14 protein-coding genes are annotated in these 18,600 nt (G+C 40.9%); all 14 read left to right on the top strand.

Annotation, left to right across the window (positions count from 1 at the left end; all coding sequences use genetic code 11):
• Window positions 1-149: 149 nt before the first annotated feature.
• The 14 genes from ACTWQL_RS04270 (at window position 150) to ACTWQL_RS04205 (ending at window position 18,576) form a co-directional block, all read left to right on the top strand.
• On the top strand, window positions 150-1,064 hold the full coding sequence (locus ACTWQL_RS04270; RefSeq protein ID WP_443141473.1) for an ABC transporter permease: 915 nt from the start codon (window positions 150-152) through the stop codon (window positions 1,062-1,064).
• Between the two features lie 17 nt (window positions 1,065-1,081).
• A complete protein-coding gene (locus tag ACTWQL_RS04265; RefSeq protein ID WP_261131549.1) occupies window positions 1,082-1,951 on the top strand; it encodes a carbohydrate ABC transporter permease in 870 nt (289 codons plus the stop codon).
• A 26-nt stretch (window positions 1,952-1,977) separates the two neighbouring features.
• Entirely contained in the window at window positions 1,978-3,540 is a 1,563-nt protein-coding gene (locus ACTWQL_RS04260; RefSeq protein WP_443141166.1) for an extracellular solute-binding protein, read from the top strand.
• Window positions 3,541-3,609: 69 nt separating this feature from the next.
• Window positions 3,610-6,129, top strand: a complete 2,520-nt coding sequence (locus ACTWQL_RS04255) for a glycoside hydrolase family 38 N-terminal domain-containing protein (protein ID WP_443141165.1) — start codon at window positions 3,610-3,612, stop codon at window positions 6,127-6,129.
• Window positions 6,122-7,312, top strand: coding sequence for a DegT/DnrJ/EryC1/StrS family aminotransferase (locus tag ACTWQL_RS04250; protein ID WP_443141164.1), 1,191 nt, complete (start codon window positions 6,122-6,124; stop codon window positions 7,310-7,312). Before ACTWQL_RS04255 ends, ACTWQL_RS04250 begins: the two co-directional genes overlap by 8 nt.
• A gap of 17 nt (window positions 7,313-7,329) precedes the next feature.
• Window positions 7,330-9,027: a hypothetical protein gene (locus tag ACTWQL_RS04245; protein WP_443141163.1), complete on the top strand. Its 1,698-nt coding sequence runs from the start codon at window positions 7,330-7,332 to the stop codon at window positions 9,025-9,027.
• Entirely contained in the window at window positions 9,011-11,500 is a 2,490-nt protein-coding gene (locus ACTWQL_RS04240; protein WP_443141162.1) for a hypothetical protein, read from the top strand. The genes ACTWQL_RS04245 and ACTWQL_RS04240 overlap by 17 nt, the downstream gene beginning before the upstream one ends.
• Entirely contained in the window at window positions 11,493-12,593 is a 1,101-nt protein-coding gene (locus ACTWQL_RS04235; RefSeq protein WP_443141161.1) for a Gfo/Idh/MocA family protein, read from the top strand. The genes ACTWQL_RS04240 and ACTWQL_RS04235 overlap by 8 nt, the downstream gene beginning before the upstream one ends.
• A 19-nt stretch (window positions 12,594-12,612) precedes the next feature.
• Window positions 12,613-13,623, top strand: a complete 1,011-nt coding sequence (locus tag ACTWQL_RS04230; RefSeq protein ID WP_443141160.1) for a Gfo/Idh/MocA family protein — start codon at window positions 12,613-12,615, stop codon at window positions 13,621-13,623.
• 128 nt (window positions 13,624-13,751) lie between these two features.
• Window positions 13,752-14,609 (top strand): class I fructose-bisphosphate aldolase, encoded by an 858-nt coding sequence (locus tag ACTWQL_RS04225; RefSeq protein ID WP_443141159.1) that lies wholly within the window; start codon window positions 13,752-13,754, stop codon window positions 14,607-14,609.
• Window positions 14,590-15,765, top strand: coding sequence for a Gfo/Idh/MocA family protein (locus tag ACTWQL_RS04220; RefSeq protein WP_443141158.1), 1,176 nt, complete (start codon window positions 14,590-14,592; stop codon window positions 15,763-15,765). Before ACTWQL_RS04225 ends, ACTWQL_RS04220 begins: the two co-directional genes overlap by 20 nt.
• Window positions 15,753-16,973, top strand: a complete 1,221-nt coding sequence (locus tag ACTWQL_RS04215; RefSeq protein WP_443141157.1) for a carbohydrate kinase family protein — start codon at window positions 15,753-15,755, stop codon at window positions 16,971-16,973. Before ACTWQL_RS04220 ends, ACTWQL_RS04215 begins: the two co-directional genes overlap by 13 nt.
• A complete protein-coding gene (locus ACTWQL_RS04210) occupies window positions 16,951-17,493 on the top strand; it encodes a D-lyxose/D-mannose family sugar isomerase (RefSeq protein WP_443141472.1) in 543 nt (180 codons plus the stop codon). Before ACTWQL_RS04215 ends, ACTWQL_RS04210 begins: the two co-directional genes overlap by 23 nt.
• A gap of 3 nt (window positions 17,494-17,496) precedes the next feature.
• On the top strand, window positions 17,497-18,576 hold the full coding sequence (locus ACTWQL_RS04205) for a DUF4432 family protein (RefSeq protein WP_443141156.1): 1,080 nt from the start codon (window positions 17,497-17,499) through the stop codon (window positions 18,574-18,576).
• The last annotated feature ends 24 nt before the right edge of the window (window positions 18,577-18,600 follow it).

The raw sequence follows: 18,600 nt of genomic DNA, 5'->3' as shown, positions 1-18,600 counted from the left end.
CAATATTTAATAATAAATCACATGGACCCTTACTTCAGGGTCCTATATAGTTTAGGTAGACAAAGGAGGGATTGGCAATATTACCAGAAAGAGAACCTAAACCAATAATAGAGACTAAGTCAGTTTCCCCAAAGCCTGAAAAGCAAAATATGATATTCACTAAAATGAAAAATAGTTATCTGATAAAGAATTGGCAAATCTACTCTATGATTCTGCCGGGGTTGTTATATTTTTTAGTATTCAAATATATTCCCTTGGGCGGAATTGTAATCGCTTTCCAAGATTATAGCGTCTATGGTGGTATTTTTGAAAGTCCTTGGGTTGGTCTAAAGCACTTTCAAAATTTATTCGAATATCCGGAGTTTTACACTATTCTAAAAAACACACTATTGATCAGTTTATACCAGCTGATTTTCGGTTTTCCAGCTCCTATAATATTAGCTTTGTTATTGAATGAAGTAAGGAAGATGGTTTTTAAAAGAACTGTCCAAACTGTTTTATATCTTCCTCACTTTTTATCATGGGTCATCGTTGGAGGGTTGGTGATCAGTTTCTTATCTCCTTCAACAGGCATAGTCAATGAGATTGTAAGGTGGTTTGGTGGAGAACCGATCTTTTTCATCCAAGAACCCGAATATTTCAGAAGCATTATTGTGAGCTCAGGAATTTGGAAGGAAGTAGGGTGGGGAACGATTATCTACCTGGCAGCGATGGCTGGTATCAACCCAGAATTATATGAAGCCGCAGAAGTCGATGGAGCAGGTAAATTTCGTCAAGCCATAAGCATCACGATACCTTGTATATTACCAACGATCATGGTTCTTCTATTATTAAGAATCGGTAATATTTTGGACCTAGGTTTTGAACAAATCTATATGCTGCTAAATCCGCTGGTTCGTGAGACCGGAGAAGTGTTTGATACTTATATCTACCGTGCTGGTCTATTAGGTGGACAATACAGTTATACTACAGCGATTGGATTGTTCAAATCAATTGTCGGTTTCATCTTACTAGTAGGAGCAAATAAGTTAAGTAAAAAAATGACTGGAAATTCAATCTATTAGAGGGAGGGGCAACAATTTTGATTAAACAATCACCAAGTCAGAAAGCCTTTAGTAAATTCAATATCATATTTCTTACCATATTAAGTATATCGATGTTGCTTCCTTTTCTACATATCATCGCCGGATCATTCAGTTCGGGAAGTGCAATCATGCAGGGTCTTGTGACCGTTTGGCCAGTGGATTTTACGCTTGATAATTACAAAGCTGTACTGTTGGATAAAGCTATATGGAAATCCTTTGGCGTTACTGTGTATATCACGGTATTAGGTACACTGTTGAATTTGATTTTCACGTCCTTGATGGCATATGGTCTTTCAAAACAAGGATTAAAAGGACGCAAATTCTTGATAATCCTCATTCTGTTCACCATGATTTTTCAAGCACCTTTAATACCTTCTTATTTAGTAGTCAAGTACCTAGGAATGCTGGATACGTTATGGTCATTAATGATTCCTGGACTGATCAGTGCGTTTAATTTGATCATCATGATTTCCTTTTTCCAAAACATTCCTAAAGACTTGCTTGAATCTGCGAAAGTGGATGGGTGTAACGAATATCGTACACTCTGGAGTATCGTTCTACCTTTATCACTTCCATCGTTGAGTACAATCGGACTCTTCTATGCGGTGGGGCACTGGAATGGATATTTTGCAGCCTTAATGTACATTAGGGATCAATCCCTATTTCCATTACAAGTGAAATTAAGACAGTTGATTGTAGAGAATGATGCACAACAGATGATCCAAGCGGCATCTATGACACTTCAGTCTATAGAAGGAATAAAAATGGCTTCAATTATGGTAGCTACTTTACCAATTTTGTTGGTTTATCCTTTTATTCAAAAGCATTTTCTTAAAGGCTCTATGCTGGGATCGATAAAAGGATAGAAATAATAATAAAGGGGAGGAAACACATGGGGAAATTAAGGTTCAAACCGCTGTTATTGATTAGCTTACTGACATTGATAATTGCATTGGTAGGTTGTAAAGATGAAGAGGTGTCCTCAGAGAGTAAAGACGGAAAGGCAAAAGAGATTACCGTAGCACTTGGAAGTGGCGGTGCCAGTTACATTGAGGGACATCAAGATATTAATCAGGACGAGTATGTGAAAACCACGGAAAAAATGGCTGGGGTCGACTTGAAATTGGATGTATTGCCTCATGAAAACTATGAACAGAACCTGCAATTATTATTAGCCGGAGGAGAATTGCCTGATCTTCTTCAAACAAAAGGAATCAACACGCCTGAAATTGCACCTGCTATTGATGCTGGGGTATTGATGCCATTAAATGACCTTCTTGATAAGTATGGAAAGAATCTTAAGAAGCATATACCGGAGGAATCATGGAATTCTCCGCGAGTCAGTAAAGACGGTCAGATCTTTGGTATCCCTCAGGAGAATCCAATCAGGAACTGCTGTGTCACTTATGTAAGGCAAGATTGGCTGGATAATATGGGATTAGAAGTTCCAAAAACCGTTGATGAATATGTTGAAATGCTGCGAGCATTCAAGACAGAAGATCCGAACGGTAATGGAAAACAAGATGAAATTCCATTTTCAGCTCGGGAAAACTTTGCCTTCGGTCATCAATTCTTTGCAGCATATGGTGTACATCCAGATGCATGGTCTTATGAAGATGGAAAGTTGATACCGAATTTCATCAAACCAGAAATGAAAGAAGCACTTGAAGTCTATCAAACGTTATACGATGAAAAGTTACTAGATAACGAATTTTTGGTTCAACAGGGTAAAGATTGGGACGCGAAAATCCTTGGGTCTGGTGTTGTGGGAATGTGGGCACAAACATCTGCAGCCCCTGATGCGATCGTATCAAAGCTGAAAGCTAACCATCCGGATGCAGAAGTGGCAATCATCCCTTCACCAGTCGGACCAAGTGGAGAACCTGGAGGCGTATACCCTATTGGATCAAGTGTTTCTGATTACATCTGGACAATTCCACAAGATACTGAAAATCCAGAAGAAGTGATCAAATTCATGGATTGGTATTATGAACAAGGAAATGATGAAGCTGACCAATTCTTCCTATACGGTCTTGAAGAGAAAGATCATACAGTTGAAGGCGATGAGGTTGCATATAAATATCCGGAAACGAATGAAGAGGTTGGCAGACAGTTCATGTATCAACAATGGATTCACTTCACTGGTCCTAAAAATTATTTGACGAATGAGGAGTTCATTAAAAACAAACCGAATGGAGATTTGATTTATCATTCTCTATCTGTTGCTGAAAAAGAAGGGGTTATAGATGAAGGTCTTGAGATGCCAGCGATGGAGACATTAAAGGCACGCCCTGAACTGGATTATGATGGGTTATGGCTTGAATTTGCAGCTAAAGTCATCACTGGTAAAGAATCTGTGGATAATTTCGATACGTTTGTTTCTGACTGGAAAAAACGTGGTGGAGAAGATCTGATCAACGAGGCAACAAAATGGTATAACGATACACAAAAATAAAAAGGTATTCCCCTGGATGGTTACATCTGGGGGATTCTTTTAAGCAACAAAGGAAGGAGAAACAAAATCGTGAAACACCTACATTTAGTATGTAACGCGCATTTGGATCCAGCCTGGTTATGGGAATTGGAGGAAGGTGCTGGAGAAGCGTTATCTACCTTTCGTATCGCGGCTGATTTCTGTGAAAGATATGATGGTTTCGTGTTCAATCATAATGAAGTCCTTCTCTATGAGTGGGTGGAGGAATTTGATCGGGACTTATTCATTAGAATTCAAAAACTGGTTGAACAAGGTAAATGGCACATCATGGGCGGCTGGTTTTTACAGCCTGACTGTAACCTGCCAAGCGGTGAATCGTTTATCCGTCAGATACAGACGGGGAGAACCTATTTTCAAGAGAAGTTCCAAAAACGACCAAAGACTGCCATAAATTTTGATTCTTTCGGTCATACGAGAGGTCTCGTCCAAATCTTGGCCAAATCAGGATACGATTCATATATTGTTTGTCGACCAGATCAAAAAGACTGTCCCTTACCTGGAGAAGATTTCATTTGGGAAGGCTATGAAGGTTCAACTGTTATCGGTCATCGGGCTTTTAATGCCTATTTATCAGGGAGAGGAAAAGCACATGAAAAAATCAAGAAATGGCTGGAAGTACATAATGAGAAAGAGATCGGGCTGCTTTTATGGGGGATCGGCAACCACGGTGGAGGTCCTTCAAGGTCAGATCTTAATAATATTACAGATTTACAGAAGGAAACAGAAGAGTTCAACATTGTGCACTCCACACCTGAAGCATATTTTGACCAATTGAAACATAAAGATATCCCCATCCATAAAGGGGACCTGAACCCCTGGGCTCCAGGATGCTACACATCACAAATTCTTATCAAACAAAAACACCGTCAGCTGGAAAATGCTTTATATAAAAGTGAAAAAATGATATCTGCTGCAGCAATTCAAGGACTTATCGAATACCCTGAGTCATCTTTCTATGAAGCGCAGAAGGATCTGCTTACTGCACAATTTCATGATATTCTGGCTGGCACTTCAATCAAAGCGGTCGAGGATAATGCAATACGGATGATGGACCATGGGTTGGAAATATTGGCAAGGGAACAGATGAAAGCGTTCTTTGCTTTGACAAATGGATCTCATAAAGCGAATGATGGAGAACTGCCGATTTTTGTCTTCAATCCGCATCCGTTTCCGATCGAGACGATCATCGACTGTGAATTCCAATTACCTAAACCATTGAAGGATAAGGCCGCTACACTGTCCATATATTCCGAAGGGGACAGGATCCCATCCCAAGTGGAGGAAGAAGAAAGTAGTTTATATATTGATTGGAGAAAGAAAGTTTCCTTTCATGCATATTTGAAACCTGGACAGATGAACAGGTTTGATTGTGTAGTGGAGGAACGGGAATATTCTTGTAATGGCGCCTCTCTTCATGAAAGGGATGGGAACCTAGTGTTCAAAACAGATGAGCTTGAGGTTTGGATCAACCTTAAGACAGGCCTGGTTGATAAGTACTTAGTTCATGGCCTGTCCTATCTTAAGGAAGGGGCGTTTCTTCCTATTGTGATTGAAGACGATGAGGATGCGTGGGGATCCCATGTGAAAAGCTTTCCTAATAAAATCGGGGCGTTTTCATTAGTAGATTCTGAAGAATCGAAACGGGTGTCAGGAATTTCGAGCGACCAAGAACTCCATTCCGTCCGAGTGATTGAAGATGGGGAAGTGAGGACCATTATTGAAGCGGTTTTCAAATACAATGATTCTTATATTTTCTACCGTTATAAGTTACCTAAGTCTGGTACTGCATTTGAGCTGGAGATGTGTGTGAACTGGATTGAAAAGGATAAGATGTTGAAGCTGTCGATTCCTACGACGATTGATGACGGTAACTATTATGGACAAGTAGCTTTCGGCAAAGAAGAGCTACCGCAAAATCGGAAGGAAGCCGTTTCCCAAAAATGGTCGTGCTTACAATCAGAAAATAGTGACAAGTCTTTTTCTTGTATAAACGATGGGATTTATGGCTCGGATGTCCAGGATGCTGAAATACGTCTTTCGCTCCTCCGCTCTAGTGCCTATTCTGCTTTAAAAGGTGGAGAAAAAGAAAATGTCTTGCCTCAGGATCGATATTCTAAGCGCTTTGATCAAGGCGAACGTCATTTTTCATTTCGCTTTGAAGGTTCGAGTGTAAAAGAACGGGTTGAAAATGTAGCATGGGAAGCCTTGGTCCATAATGAAAAACCATATGTTCTGAGTTATTTTCCATCTGGTGAAGGAGAGAAACCTAAACCATTACTTGAAATGGATAATAAAGCTGTCGAGTTAAGTACTTTCAAAAAAGCAATTAACAGGGAGGAAGCTTACGTATTCAGACTTTTTGAGACGACAGGCACCAAGCGGGACGTTCATCTTTCATTACCTACGATCAATCTTGAGAAAAAGGTTGAGTTGAAAGGATTTGAAGTTAAGTCGTTTTTACTTGATACAACTGCCAAGACATTGTGTGAGTGTAATTTATTGGAGGAGAAAATTGAGGTAGAAACAGGAATGGGGTTATTGAATGGATAAACTGGCTATCGATGGGGGGCTTCCTATCAGAACCGAACCATTTCCAACTTGGCCGATTTTCGGTGAAGAAGAGGAAATGAACATTTTAGAAACGCTTCGTTCTGGAAAATGGGGTGGAACCAATCGGAGGTGTTTACCGGATCTGGAAAAAAAGTTTGCAGCGTTGCAAGGGGCAGAATTTGCTATTCCTGTTGTCAACGGAACGATGGGATTGACAGTAGCGTTACAAGCTGCAGGTGTGAAACCGGGTGATGAGGTGATCATGCCTCCGTACACATTCATTGCTACTGCAACGGCGGCCTTGTTATTTGGAGCGATCCCAGTTTTTGTCGACATAGATGAAAGTACGTTGATGCTAGACATCGATAAAGTCGAAGATGCGATTTCTTCAAGGACGAAAGCGATTATTCCTGTGCATCTAGCAGGTGCTACTATAAATATTCCAAAGTTGAAAGAGGTTGCTAGAAAACATGGCTTGGCCGTTATTGAAGATGCAGCTCAGGCAGTAGGAGCGGAATGGGAGCAAAATAGGGTCGGTGCTTTAGGAGATTTAGGTTCGTGCAGTTTCCAATCCGGTAAGAACATTACCGCGGGTGAAGGTGGAATGATCCTTACGAATGACAAACAACTGGCGGAAAACGCTTGGTCCATCGCGAATGTAGGTAGAATACCTGAAGGTGCCTGGTACCAGCATGAAAGAATCGGATGGAACTTGAGAATGACAGAATTCCAATCTGCAATATTACTAGCGCAATTGACGCGGTTAGAGGAGCAATTCGATAAACGCGAAAAGAACGCCAGGATATTGAATGAAAGTTTGAAAGATATAAAGGGATTGGTACCTGTGCATAGGGACCCGCGAGTCAACCGGCATGCTTATCATATGTATATGTTCAGAATAGAAAAAGATCTGGATGAACAAATTCCTAAAGATGATTTCATAAGGAAAATTAACGCAGAGGGCATTCCGGTCCTTGCCGGCTATCACTCTCTCAATACGAATCAGGCGGTCATTTCTGAAATTGAAAAATGGACTGGAGAAGCACGTAAGTACGAATGTCCAATCAGTGAAAGAGCAAGCAAGAATCAAATCCTTTGGCTTTCACAATCTGTCTTGTTAGGCGAAGAAAAAGATATGCATGATATCTCTGATGGACTCAGGAAAGTGGTAGCCAGTTATTGAGTTAAGGAGTGTTTAAGATGACTAAGATCGCTAATGTAGGTGTGTATATTGATGAGTCTTATGCAGAGAGGTATTGGGCATATGGTATGAATGTCTTCTCTTATTATTTATACGAAATACTTGAACATTTTCGTATCCCATATAAAAAAATAGAGTCATATGAAGAAGTGGATGACTCCTATGAATTGATCTTAGCGGGTTTTGTCCCTGAAACAAGGGAGTCCTTAGATCATATTTGGACATATGTACGGAATGGAGGAACGGTTCTTGCTTTTGCAAATCTGAACGGTCTTGCAAACCGGCTCGACCATATGAGGGGAGAACGTATTACGGACGGCTATGCTTTGTTTGCCGATAATAAATACAAAAAACTAAAAGTTCTTAAAGCACTTCCATGGCATTCTCCTCAACAAAATTCGGAAGAAGAGGGTATCCTTTCATATGGTTCTACAAATGAGAGTTCAGTTTTCCAGTCGTTCTCGATTGGAGAAGGCAGATTGGTCAGGTGCAGTGTCGACATCGCGGAGACAATCGTAAACCTCCACCAAGGGATCGAGCCTCTGTTTGAGGATGGAACCCCAGCCAAGGATGGGACAGCAGCGGTCGATGATGGAGTACTTAAAGTAGACGATCAGTTTGTACTTGACTGGGAAAAAGACAGAGACAGGACTGAAACAGGACTACCATACTTTGCGGTTCCTCATGCTGACTTATGGAGGGAAATCCTCATTAGAAAAATGGTTGAGCTCTGTGTTTCAGATAACCATACCCTTCCTTTCCTCGGTTTTTGGCCAGAGGGTATTGATAGTGTAGCGCTCATGTCCCATGACAGTGATTACAACCAGGATGAGCATGCACTGACCACCTTGGAACTGTTAGAAACAGCAGGAATACATTCTACGTGGTGCATGATTCTTCCGGGTTACAGTAAGGAAATATATGAAAAGGTTATTGAGTCCGGCCATGAACTTGCTTTTCATTACAATGCTGTAGAAGTAGACCAAGGTCATTGGGAGCGGCTTGAGTTTAAAAGGCAATTCGAATCGTTGAAAGATGATCTTCCGATGGTAAACATCCAGTCCAATAAAAATCATCTAACCCGATTTGAAGGCTGGGGGGAGCTTTTTGAATGGTGTGAAGAGTACGGAATCCAATCGGACCAGACCCGTGGATCGAGTAAAAAAGGCAATCTTGGATTCAGTTGTGGTACGTGTCATCCCTATTTTCCGATTGCATGGTCTAATGACAAGAACCGTTTGTACAATGTCTTGCAGCTTGGATTCTTGACACCTGATATGAATACAGGGAAATGGGCGGATGATTCGATCATTGAACCGCTTTTAGATCAAGTAAAAGAGGTCAAAGGCGTTGCGCATTTCTTATTCCACCAAATCCATCTTCATAGGAATGAAGATGTACGGAAAGGCTTCAAAAAGTTCGTAGAAGAAGCGAAGAAAAGAAACCTTCCTTTTTGGACCGGAAAAGAAATCAATGAATGGGAACGTTACAGACGAACAATACACATTAAGCATATACATTCAGATGGTGAGTTTGAAATAGAAGGAGCGGTTTCGGATAAAGCTTTCATTCTTTATCAACCTTTGACACAAAATGAAGGCGATCAAACGACTGATAAGGTTGTCATGTTCGGAATTCCTTGTAAAAAGAAGGTTTACAATTCAAAGGATGTGAATGAACTTGGAATCAACATTTGAGTCGAAAATCTGGAACATAACCCCTCTCCGATGGGAAGATGCGAAAGAAAATGAGTTGTCGAAGCGATTTTACCAGGTACTTCTTCGCTGGATTTCTTATGCAAAAGAGGAGTTCACTGAATGGGATATACGTCCTTACAGCGGGTACTTTTTTGGAGGCAACTTTTGGTACAGTTCTGAGACCGCTTCAACTACATTGATTTTTGCTGTTGTCGGGACTCTTGGAGACTATGATGAAAAGCTGACAGGTATACGACGTGAAACAGTTAAAGAAATGGCTGTGAAATCCATTCGGTATATGGGGTTCACACATGATACTGGCCCGGCTGATTGTGTGAGAGTAGTTGGACCGAATAAATATACAAGTGAAAAGAAATGGGGTGGAAAAGGGGATAACTTTTTCATGGCAAGTCAAAATGGCCGGTCGATTTCGTCCTTTGCTATGGCTGCCTGGCTGTTATGGGATGAACTGGATTTCGAAACGAAAGAAATGGTCCAGAAGGTTGTCGGAAATTATGCAGACACGTTTTGTGATATGGAGCCGCGAAACGGGAGCTACTATGATACCCAGTGTGAAGAAAATGCCTGGACCTCTGTTGGAATAGGGACTGCGATGAGCCTTTTCCCAGAACACCCTAACCATGAGAAATGGAAAAAGGGATTCGAAAACTGGTCGATTAACACGGTGACGACCTATTGGGATCGCTTAGCTTCACGATCGGGTCTCATTGATGGATTATCTAGTAAGGATATAAAAACAATAACTTTTCATCCAGACTATACGACTGAAAACCATGCCTTTGTCCATCCGAGTTATTTATGTGCTGGGATTAACCTGCGTGCAGGCCATGCAATTTTTGCTTTGATGAGTGGAACCACCATCGAACCATGTGCGCTTTTTAATAATTCCACCTTATACGAGAAAACGGTGAAGATTTGGGCCCAGCACGATGGTCTTGCAATACCGATCCAAGGACAGGATTGGTGGTATAACCGGCACCATGAAAGGCAGTTCACCCATTCTGTTTTGAATGTCCTGCATAACGATCCAGATGCTGCGCTCTTAGAAAGAAATTGTTTAGAAATCATTGAAGCCATACAAAAGAGTAATAGCAAAGGCTGCCTGTTAGAGGAAGAAAATCATTCGTTCAATGAAAGTCATTCACAATCCTCTAAGGATTTCGAGCCTGGTTCAGCATTAGATCTTGTAAACTCCTATCTTCTCCACTTATTTGGAGGTGAAGGAGCTGCAGCTGTGAACCAATCTGAGTTCAAGGTATCGAAAAGTGGGGTGTACTCTTACCCTCATGGATGTGTTGTGACCCACCGAACTCCGGATACGTTCACCAGCTTCAGCTGGCGGAATAATGTCATGTTCCTGACCCTTCCACAGGACGGATTATGGAACATAACGCCATTGTTCAATAGTTACACTGGCCTGGTCAAGTTTGAAAATCCACAAAAATATAGGGGGCTTTCAAACGAAGAAGTCATCAGAAGGACTACCAAGCATTCTCTGAAAGAATATCCAGATGGTTTTGCAGTGACAGCAACGATACATCGTGGGAAAGAAGAAGTAGAACAGAAAGTAGCAGCAATTTCTTTGCCTGATGGACATAGTGTTTACATGGAAAAGATAATTTTCAAAGAATCATGTGACATTGAAGAAGCCTATACAGGCGTAATTGGAATTCGAAATGAGAATTATAGGGAAATGAAGCATCTGGCTCCGGGAGAAAGGACAATTCACCTGTCCGATCAGAAACATAAGTTTAAAGGATTCATAGGTCCAGAACCAAATAAGAAAGTGAATTTTGGAAAAATCAAATCTCTAAACGTCGACGATAAAATAGGTTACCTCCTAAAAGGGACCAACGGTGTAACTTATGAAAACCAGCATCAATATAAAAAGTGGAAGGGCATAGAAGATCTTTTGATCTTGAATAACATAGGTAAGGGCTCATTTGAGGAAAGCAGTCATTTGCCATTGTTCTCTGTCGTAACGATGCCGAATCAAACCGCAACTGAAACGTTGGAAGAAGCAACGCGTACTTTTTACTTAAATACCATCTATGATGAAGTGCAGGTAATTACAAAAAGGAATTACTTAGTCTTCGCCAACTTCAGCCCCGAAACCACATATGTAATAGCAAAGCGTCAAATCAAGGAGAAATCCATTGATCTTTTTGACGGTTCAAACGAAATCGCTCAAGGCTCCTACAAATGGAAAAAGGAACTCCCAGGTGAGCAAAGTGGCTTTTATAAAGGACGGTGGAAAATCAAATCTGAACAATTAGATCATAAAGGGTTCCATATTGAGCTGCAAGTGGATGGTGAGAAAGTAATTCTAATGAACAGATCAAATGAAGAGATCACTATAACCTTTATTCACAATAAATCGGATACTAAAATAACCAAGAAAATTCAGGGATTATCATTTAAGGTCCTAGAAAGTCCGGATCTTAATGAATAACAAACCATTAGGGATAGGTATTATCGGCTGTGGAGAAGTAGCAAATGCCCATGTGAATGAATACAACGAGTTGAGGGACCAATGTGTGCTACGAGCAGTGGCTGATGTCAATCGTGAAAGCGCCTTCGAATTTGTTCGGCATCACCCTTCTGATATAGAAGTTTACACCGACATGAATTTGTTATTGCAACGTGATGATATTGACATTGTTTCAATTTGTACACCTCCTTATCTCCATAAAAATCATGTGTTGAAAGCAATAAGCCAGGGTAAGCATGTGCTTTGCGAGAAACCCTTCGTTCCCACTCTGGCAGATTGTGATGAAGTACTCCGTGCAACGGAAAATACAAACCTGAAGATTGGAGTGGCAATGCAACTCCGTTACAATCCTGATTTTCGTAAAATCAAACAACTTATCCAAGATGATTTTCTAGGTCACATCTACTTTGCTGAGATGCGTGGTCTATACTGGCGGGGGAATTCGTATTTCAAGAAAGCTTGGAGGGGTACCTGGGAAAAAGGATGCGGCGGTGTCCTCATGAATCAAGGTATCCATATTCTTGATTTATTTTTAGAAATTTTAGGTCCGGTCAAAAGTGTCTATGCGGATATGGAGACAGTAAAACATAAGACGGAAGTAGAGGATCATATTAGGGCAACAATTTGGTTTGCCAACGGGACCAGGGGAGAATTGTTATGTTCATTGAATGTAGCTGATCCAGAGGTCAGCATGTGTTTTTCAGGACATGACAAAACACTACGATTTCCATTTAAAGTAAATGAGGTCCATGAATCTTTCAATGGATTTCCTTTACTGGGGGATCCGAATAAAATCGAAGCAATAAAAAAGTTGGACAACTTACAATCAGACAAGGTAAATGAGCATGATGAATTGATTAAGGATTTTGTAAGAGCTATTCAGGAAGACAGAGAGCCGTCTATCGGTGGATTGGAGGCAAGGAACAGTCTTGAGGTTATTACTGCCATATACAAATCGGCTTTCGATAAAGAAATTGTGAAACTTCCCATCCGTGATAATGACCCCTGGTATTCTCGTAAAGGGTTGATAACCAATCATAAAACCATAAGTTGAAGTTAAGTAGGTGGATAAATTGTCTGAATTTACATTTGCGATCATTGGTTGTCGGCATTTTCATATTCAAGATTTCATTCAAGAAATGCTGGAATTGGGCCATCATTGTGCAGGGATTTATGAGGATACGAACATACATCTTAGTACATCAATAAGCGAAAAATTCCAAATACCGATATTTGATAGGTTGGAAGATTTGCTTGCACGGGATCTGGATATCATTGGATGTGCTTCTAAAAACAGCGCCAAAATAGATATCATCGAGTTTTGTGAAAATAACGGAATCCATGTCATGGTTGACAAGCCCATTATCACATCAGAAGAAGGATATGAAAGATTAAATACAATTATAGACAATGGAAAGATTCAAGTTGGTGTGATGTTGACGGAAAGGTTCCAGCCTATTTTCATGACCTTAAAAGACATGATTCAATCGGACCAGTTCGGTGATATCACGCACATTTCCATGCGCAAACCCCATCGGTTAGCAAAAGAATCCAGAGAAGAGTGGTTTTTCAACAAGGATGAATCTGGTGGAATCATCATTGACCTATCTATCCATGATTTTGACCTTCTGCGTTGGTTAACTAAAAAAGAAATCACGACAATACAGGGATATATGACAAAGAACATGCTGGACGAATATCCTGATTTCTTCGATACAGCCTCCATGCAAGTATTGTTGGATGATAATTTGCCGGTTCAATTGTACGTGGATTGGCATACCCCCTCCGCCAGTTGGACCTGGGGAGATGGAAGGGTCTTCATAACCGGAACGAAGGGGTGTGCGGAACTTAGGCTTCAGGGAGATCCGTATATCACTAAAGATAGCCTGTTTCTATTCACTGCCCATAAGCAAACAACTCAGATTATACAATGTCCACAGCCCTCCGCGAATGTCAGTACAGATTTCATTGCACGGATCAAAGACGAACAAGGCTCGATTACCCATGAAGATATCTTGATCGCATCTAAATTGACGCTTGAGGCTGACCGAATTGTAACGAAAATTGATAAGAATTTAACTTGAAGAGCCTGAAGGTGAACTGGTACAAGAGGAAAAAATCAAATTACATGTTAAGCCTCTTGAAATTAAAACTGTTTTGGTGGACTTCAAATCACAAGTTCAACCATACGAAGTTTAAAGGAGTGAATACAATGAGTGTCATCCCTAGGATAAATCGATTATTTGGAGACGATGGCCGATGTTTCAATGTTGCGATCGATCATGGTTTCTTTAATGAATGGAGTTTTTTATCGGGTATCGAAAATATGAAGAAAGCCATTACGACTGTAGTGGAAGCCAACCCAGATGCCATTCAGCTTAGTTTAGGGCAAGCAATGCTCCTGCAAGAAATCCCTGGAAAACAAAAGCCTTCCCTTGTAGTAAGACCGGACGTGGCAAATGTGTATGGTAGTGAATTACCGTCGTATTTATTTTCGAAGTTAATTGATCAAGCTGTGGAACAGGCTGTTAAGATGGATGCTGCCTGTATCGTGGTAAATTTATTCCTCATACCAGAGCAGCCTGAATTACATGCAAGCTGTATCGATAATATCAACCGGCTTAAACCAGCCTGTGAGCAATACGGTCTGCCGTTAATGATTGAACCCTTAGTCATGTTGCCTAATGATGAAAAAGGAGGGTATATGGTGGATGGAAATATCCAAAAAATCATCCCCCTTGTTCGTCAGGCAACCGAATTAGGCGCAGACATCATCAAAGCAGACCCATGTGATGATCTTGAGATGTACCATAAAGTTGTAGAAGCTGCTTCTGGAAAACCCGTATTACCACGAGGAGGCGGCAAAGCTTCTGAGAAAGAGATTTTAGAAAGGACTTATGCCCTTATCCAGCAGGGAGCCTCGGGGATTGTGTATGGCAGGAATGTCATCCAGCACGAAAACCCGAAAGCAATGACCCGGGCTTTCATGGCTATTGTCCATAAAAACGAGGATGTAAACACAGCTATGCGTATTCTTGAGGAGGGTTCTTATGAACAAACGCATCGTTAAGTTTGGTGTTATCGGATGCGGACTAATGGGAAGGGAATTTGCTAGTGCTGTCAATCGGTGGGGCCATCTATTAAATTTGGGTTTTTCACCTCAAATAGTTGGCGTTTGTGATCCAAACAGTAACGCAACGGAATGGTTTGAAGACAACATCCACTCACTAAAATTGGTGACACATGATTACCATGAATTATTAAAAGATAAGGAAATAGAGGCTATTTATTGTGCCGTGCCACACCATCTTCATGAACAGCTGTATATCGATATCATCAATTCTAAGAAACATTTATTAGGGGAAAAACCATTTGGAATTGATTTGAAAGCAAACCAGAAGATATTGAATGTTATTGAAAAACATCCTGATCTTGTTGTCCGAGCTTCCTCGGAATTCCCTTTCTTCCCAGGGGGACAGATCATTTCAAAATGGATCCAGGAGGAAAGGTTCGGGAAAATCCTCAATGTAGAAGCAGGGCTTTTACATAGTAGCGATTTAGATCCCAATAAAAAGATCAATTGGAAACGTAAGATCGATTTCAACGGACAATATGGATGCATGGGTGATTTAGGCTTACATGTCCTTCACATGCCGCTCAGGTTCGGTTGGATTCCCAAAAACGTACGGGCGATCCTTTCCAACATCATAACAAAGCGGACGAATGATGATGGATTAATGGAAGAATGTGAAACATGGGACAATGTTACACTTTTATGTGAAGTAGAAAAGGAGATAAACTCATTTCCTATGGTTTTGAACATGAAGCGGATCGCTCCTGGGCATGCGAATACCTGGTACCTAACTATTCATGGAACGGATTTTTCTTGTGAATACTCTACGAAACAACCAAAACAAATTCATTTCATGGAGTACCGCCTTGGTGGTAATCAAAGTTGGCAAACAATGGATGTACCGTATCAATCTGCGTACGATTCGATAACGGGTTCTATTTTTGAATTCGGCTTTTCTGATTCTATCTTACAGATGTGGGCAGCATTTATAGATGAAATTGTAAATCGGGAAACGATGGCACAATCTTTCACATGTGCTTCGCCACAGGAAGTTAGTATAAGTCATGAGGTATTTACAGCCGCTTTATGTTCTCATCTGACTGGAGAAACCGTAGACTTATCCAAGGAGAGGGAAAGCACATGGATCGGCTGAATTCATCGCCAGTAGTAACGGTTGCTGGTCATGTTTGCCTTGATTTATTGCCCGAAATAAAAGGTTGTACACCTGTTGAACCTGGAAAACTGATCGAATCTGGTTCCGTTGCTTTTTCGACTGGAGGTGCTGTTGCCAATACGGGTATCGCATTACACAAACTCGGGGTATCTTCGCTTTTGGTAGGAAAGATTGGTGACGATTACTTTGGAGAGATCCTGTTGAATCAACTGTCCAAGGACGGGGTGAAGTCCGTTCAAAAAATGTGTGTTACTCCAAAAGGGCAGACCTCTTACTCGATCGTTCTGAGTCAACCAGGGATTGACCGTACATTTATACATTGCGCCGGAGTAAACGATACATTTTCAAAATTTGATATCGATTATGAGGCGCTGAAAGATACAAAGGTTTTCCACTTTGGGTATCCTCCATTAATGAAAAACATGTACGAAAACCAGGGTGATGAACTTTTTCAGATTTTATATGAAATAAAAAAGAGAGAGATTACCGTTTCCTTGGATATGGCTCTTCCAGATCCAGAATCTGAGGCAGGACGAGCTTCATGGAAGGGGATTTTAAAAAAGTGTTTACCTATGGTAGATGTGTTCATGCCGAACATTGAAGAAATCCTGTACATGATGGATCGATCTTTATTTATCGAAATACAACAGAACGGTCTACAATGTATTAAACCTGAGCATCTCACCAGAATCGGGGATGAACTTCTGGAAATGGGAGCAGCGATAATAGGTTTGAAACTAGGAGAAAATGGACTATATATACGTACCACTCAAAGCATGGATAGGTTGAAGCGAATAGGAAAAGCAATACCAGAGAATACGTCCAGTTGGTTGGGAAGAGAATTAGTGGTGCCCTGCTTTGAAGTAGAGGAAGTTGGAACTACAGGTGCGGGAGACTGTACAATCGCAGGTTTTTTAGGGGGGATGGTACAGTCTTTTTCTCTTGATGAAACAATACGTTTAGCTGTCGGTGTAGGGGCATGTAATGTAGAAGGAAGCGATGCAACAAGCACGATTCCTTCTATGGAAAAGGTACAGCAGAGAATCAAAGGGAAATGGCGTACAAAGGCTATCAAGCTCGACATGAGTAAATGGATATCCAACACAACTGAGGAGATGTGGTTGGGGCCAAAAAATCTTAATCCGATGGGGGAAACTCAAATTGATGACGAAACAAGAACAATGTGAGGCCCAGGAAAAGACGATTGAACTTCTTTCTAAAGCAGGAATTATTTTAACAGAAGAGGAGAAAAAGAACATTGAAGTTGCGGACTTTGGGCTCAATGAGCTCACCAAAACAGGATTGCAACTGATCACCTACATCAATACTGACCGATACTGTGCAAAGGATCTTGTCTTATTTCCGAAACAAACCTGTCCCGAACACAAACATCCTACTATAGGGGGGAAAGAAGGGAAACAGGAAACCTTTCGATGCCGATGGGGAAAGGTATGGTTATATGTTGAAGGACCATCAACTGAGAAAATACTGGGTTATACTCCAAAAGGCAGTGAAGGTGCTTATACGGTTTTTCATGAAATTGAACTTAACCCTGGCGAACAATACACTATTGAACCGAATACACTTCATTGGTTTCAAGCAGATGTAGATGGGGCGGTCGTATCCGAATTTTCAAGTACAAGCCATGATGAATTCGATATTTTTACAGACCCGAGAATTTCAAGAATTCCCGAAGTGGCTGAATAAAGTATGGAACTATTTGGCCGTTCTTGGACAAGACAGGAGTTCGAAGCACGAGTTGGTAGAATTGAACAAATCGGGGGCTTGAAACGACTTGAATTAGTAGAAGGAAATGAGAAAGGTGTCGAACAGATCCAGGTTCGGACAGGCAGTGGTTTAACCGCTTATGTCACACCAACTAAGGGGTTCGATATATCTTTAACTGAATTTGGAGGTGTTCCTCTGTCATGGCAATCTCCAAATGGTGATTGTCATCCCTCTTTCTATGAATCTTACGGAAAAGATTGGTTACGCAGCGCATCTGGTGGTCTATTAATGACATGTGGTCTTTCACAGGTGGGTACGCCTTCCAGAGCCGTCACCGATCCTGAAGAAATGCTCGGGTTACATGGCAGGGCCCACCATACTCCTGCAAAGCATATTTCGACCTGGAGCCATTGGGAAGGTGACGACTATAAGATGGTATTAAGAGGTGAGATTGAAGAAGTTGGTATGTTCGGACCTGCTCTAATATTGAGAAGGGAATTCCGGTTCAGAATGGGGGAAAACAGGTTCTTTTTAAAAGATGAAGTGGAAAACATAGGGTTCCATCCTGCGCCCCATATGATATTATATCATTTTAACTTTGGATTTCCATTGATGGGTGAAGAGACTAAGGTTTACTTTCCCTCTAAAAAGGTGGAATCAAGAGATAAAGGTGTATCTAAAGAGAATTATGACCGATGGCAGAGCCCTGAGAGCAATATTAAGGAAAAGGTTTATTATCATAGAGATATCCAATTAAATGAGCAGCAGGATAATTGGAGCCATGTTTCTATTCTCAATCCAAACTTCCCGACTCTATTCAATCAAACGATCCCAATCACTGTTACGTTAAAATGGTGTACAGATACACTGCCTAATTTAATCCAGTGGAAGATGCCAGGCGAAAAGATGCATGTATTAGGAATTGAACCTTCCAATTGTTTAGTAGAAGGTCAAGAAGTTGAACAACAAAATGGAACACTAACATACTTAGAGCCAGGTGAAAAAAGAACATACCAACTAGAGTTTGCAGTTAATGAAGGAATAATTGATAATAGTATTTAAGGATATTAGCCAAAGCTGACATAC

Source organism: Pseudalkalibacillus sp. R45 (assembly GCF_052246725.1).
Taxonomy (GTDB): domain Bacteria; phylum Bacillota; class Bacilli; order Bacillales; family Fictibacillaceae; genus Pseudalkalibacillus.
The sequence above is the reverse complement of the archived record's forward strand: the minus strand, read 5'-3'. Positions and strand labels throughout refer to the sequence as shown.

Bases quoted from the DNA above. Each gene is read 5' to 3' on its own strand.
- ACTWQL_RS04215 (WP_443141157.1), top strand. From the start codon at position 15,753: ATGGATCGGCTGAATTCATCGCCAGTAGTAACGGTTGCTGGTCATGTT.
- ACTWQL_RS04220 (WP_443141158.1), top strand. From the start codon at position 14,590: ATGAACAAACGCATCGTTAAGTTTGGTGTTATCGGATGCGGACTAATG.
- ACTWQL_RS04245 (WP_443141163.1), top strand. From the start codon at position 7,330: ATGACTAAGATCGCTAATGTAGGTGTGTATATTGATGAGTCTTATGCA.
- ACTWQL_RS04235 (WP_443141161.1), top strand. From the start codon at position 11,493: ATGAATAACAAACCATTAGGGATAGGTATTATCGGCTGTGGAGAAGTA.
- ACTWQL_RS04205 (WP_443141156.1), top strand. From the start codon at position 17,497: ATGGAACTATTTGGCCGTTCTTGGACAAGACAGGAGTTCGAAGCACGA.
- ACTWQL_RS04270 (WP_443141473.1), top strand. From the start codon at position 150: ATGATATTCACTAAAATGAAAAATAGTTATCTGATAAAGAATTGGCAA.
- ACTWQL_RS04260 (WP_443141166.1), top strand. From the start codon at position 1,978: ATGGGGAAATTAAGGTTCAAACCGCTGTTATTGATTAGCTTACTGACA.
- ACTWQL_RS04210 (WP_443141472.1), top strand. From the start codon at position 16,951: ATGACGAAACAAGAACAATGTGAGGCCCAGGAAAAGACGATTGAACTT.
- ACTWQL_RS04225 (WP_443141159.1), top strand. From the start codon at position 13,752: ATGAGTGTCATCCCTAGGATAAATCGATTATTTGGAGACGATGGCCGA.
- ACTWQL_RS04250 (WP_443141164.1), top strand. From the start codon at position 6,122: ATGGATAAACTGGCTATCGATGGGGGGCTTCCTATCAGAACCGAACCA.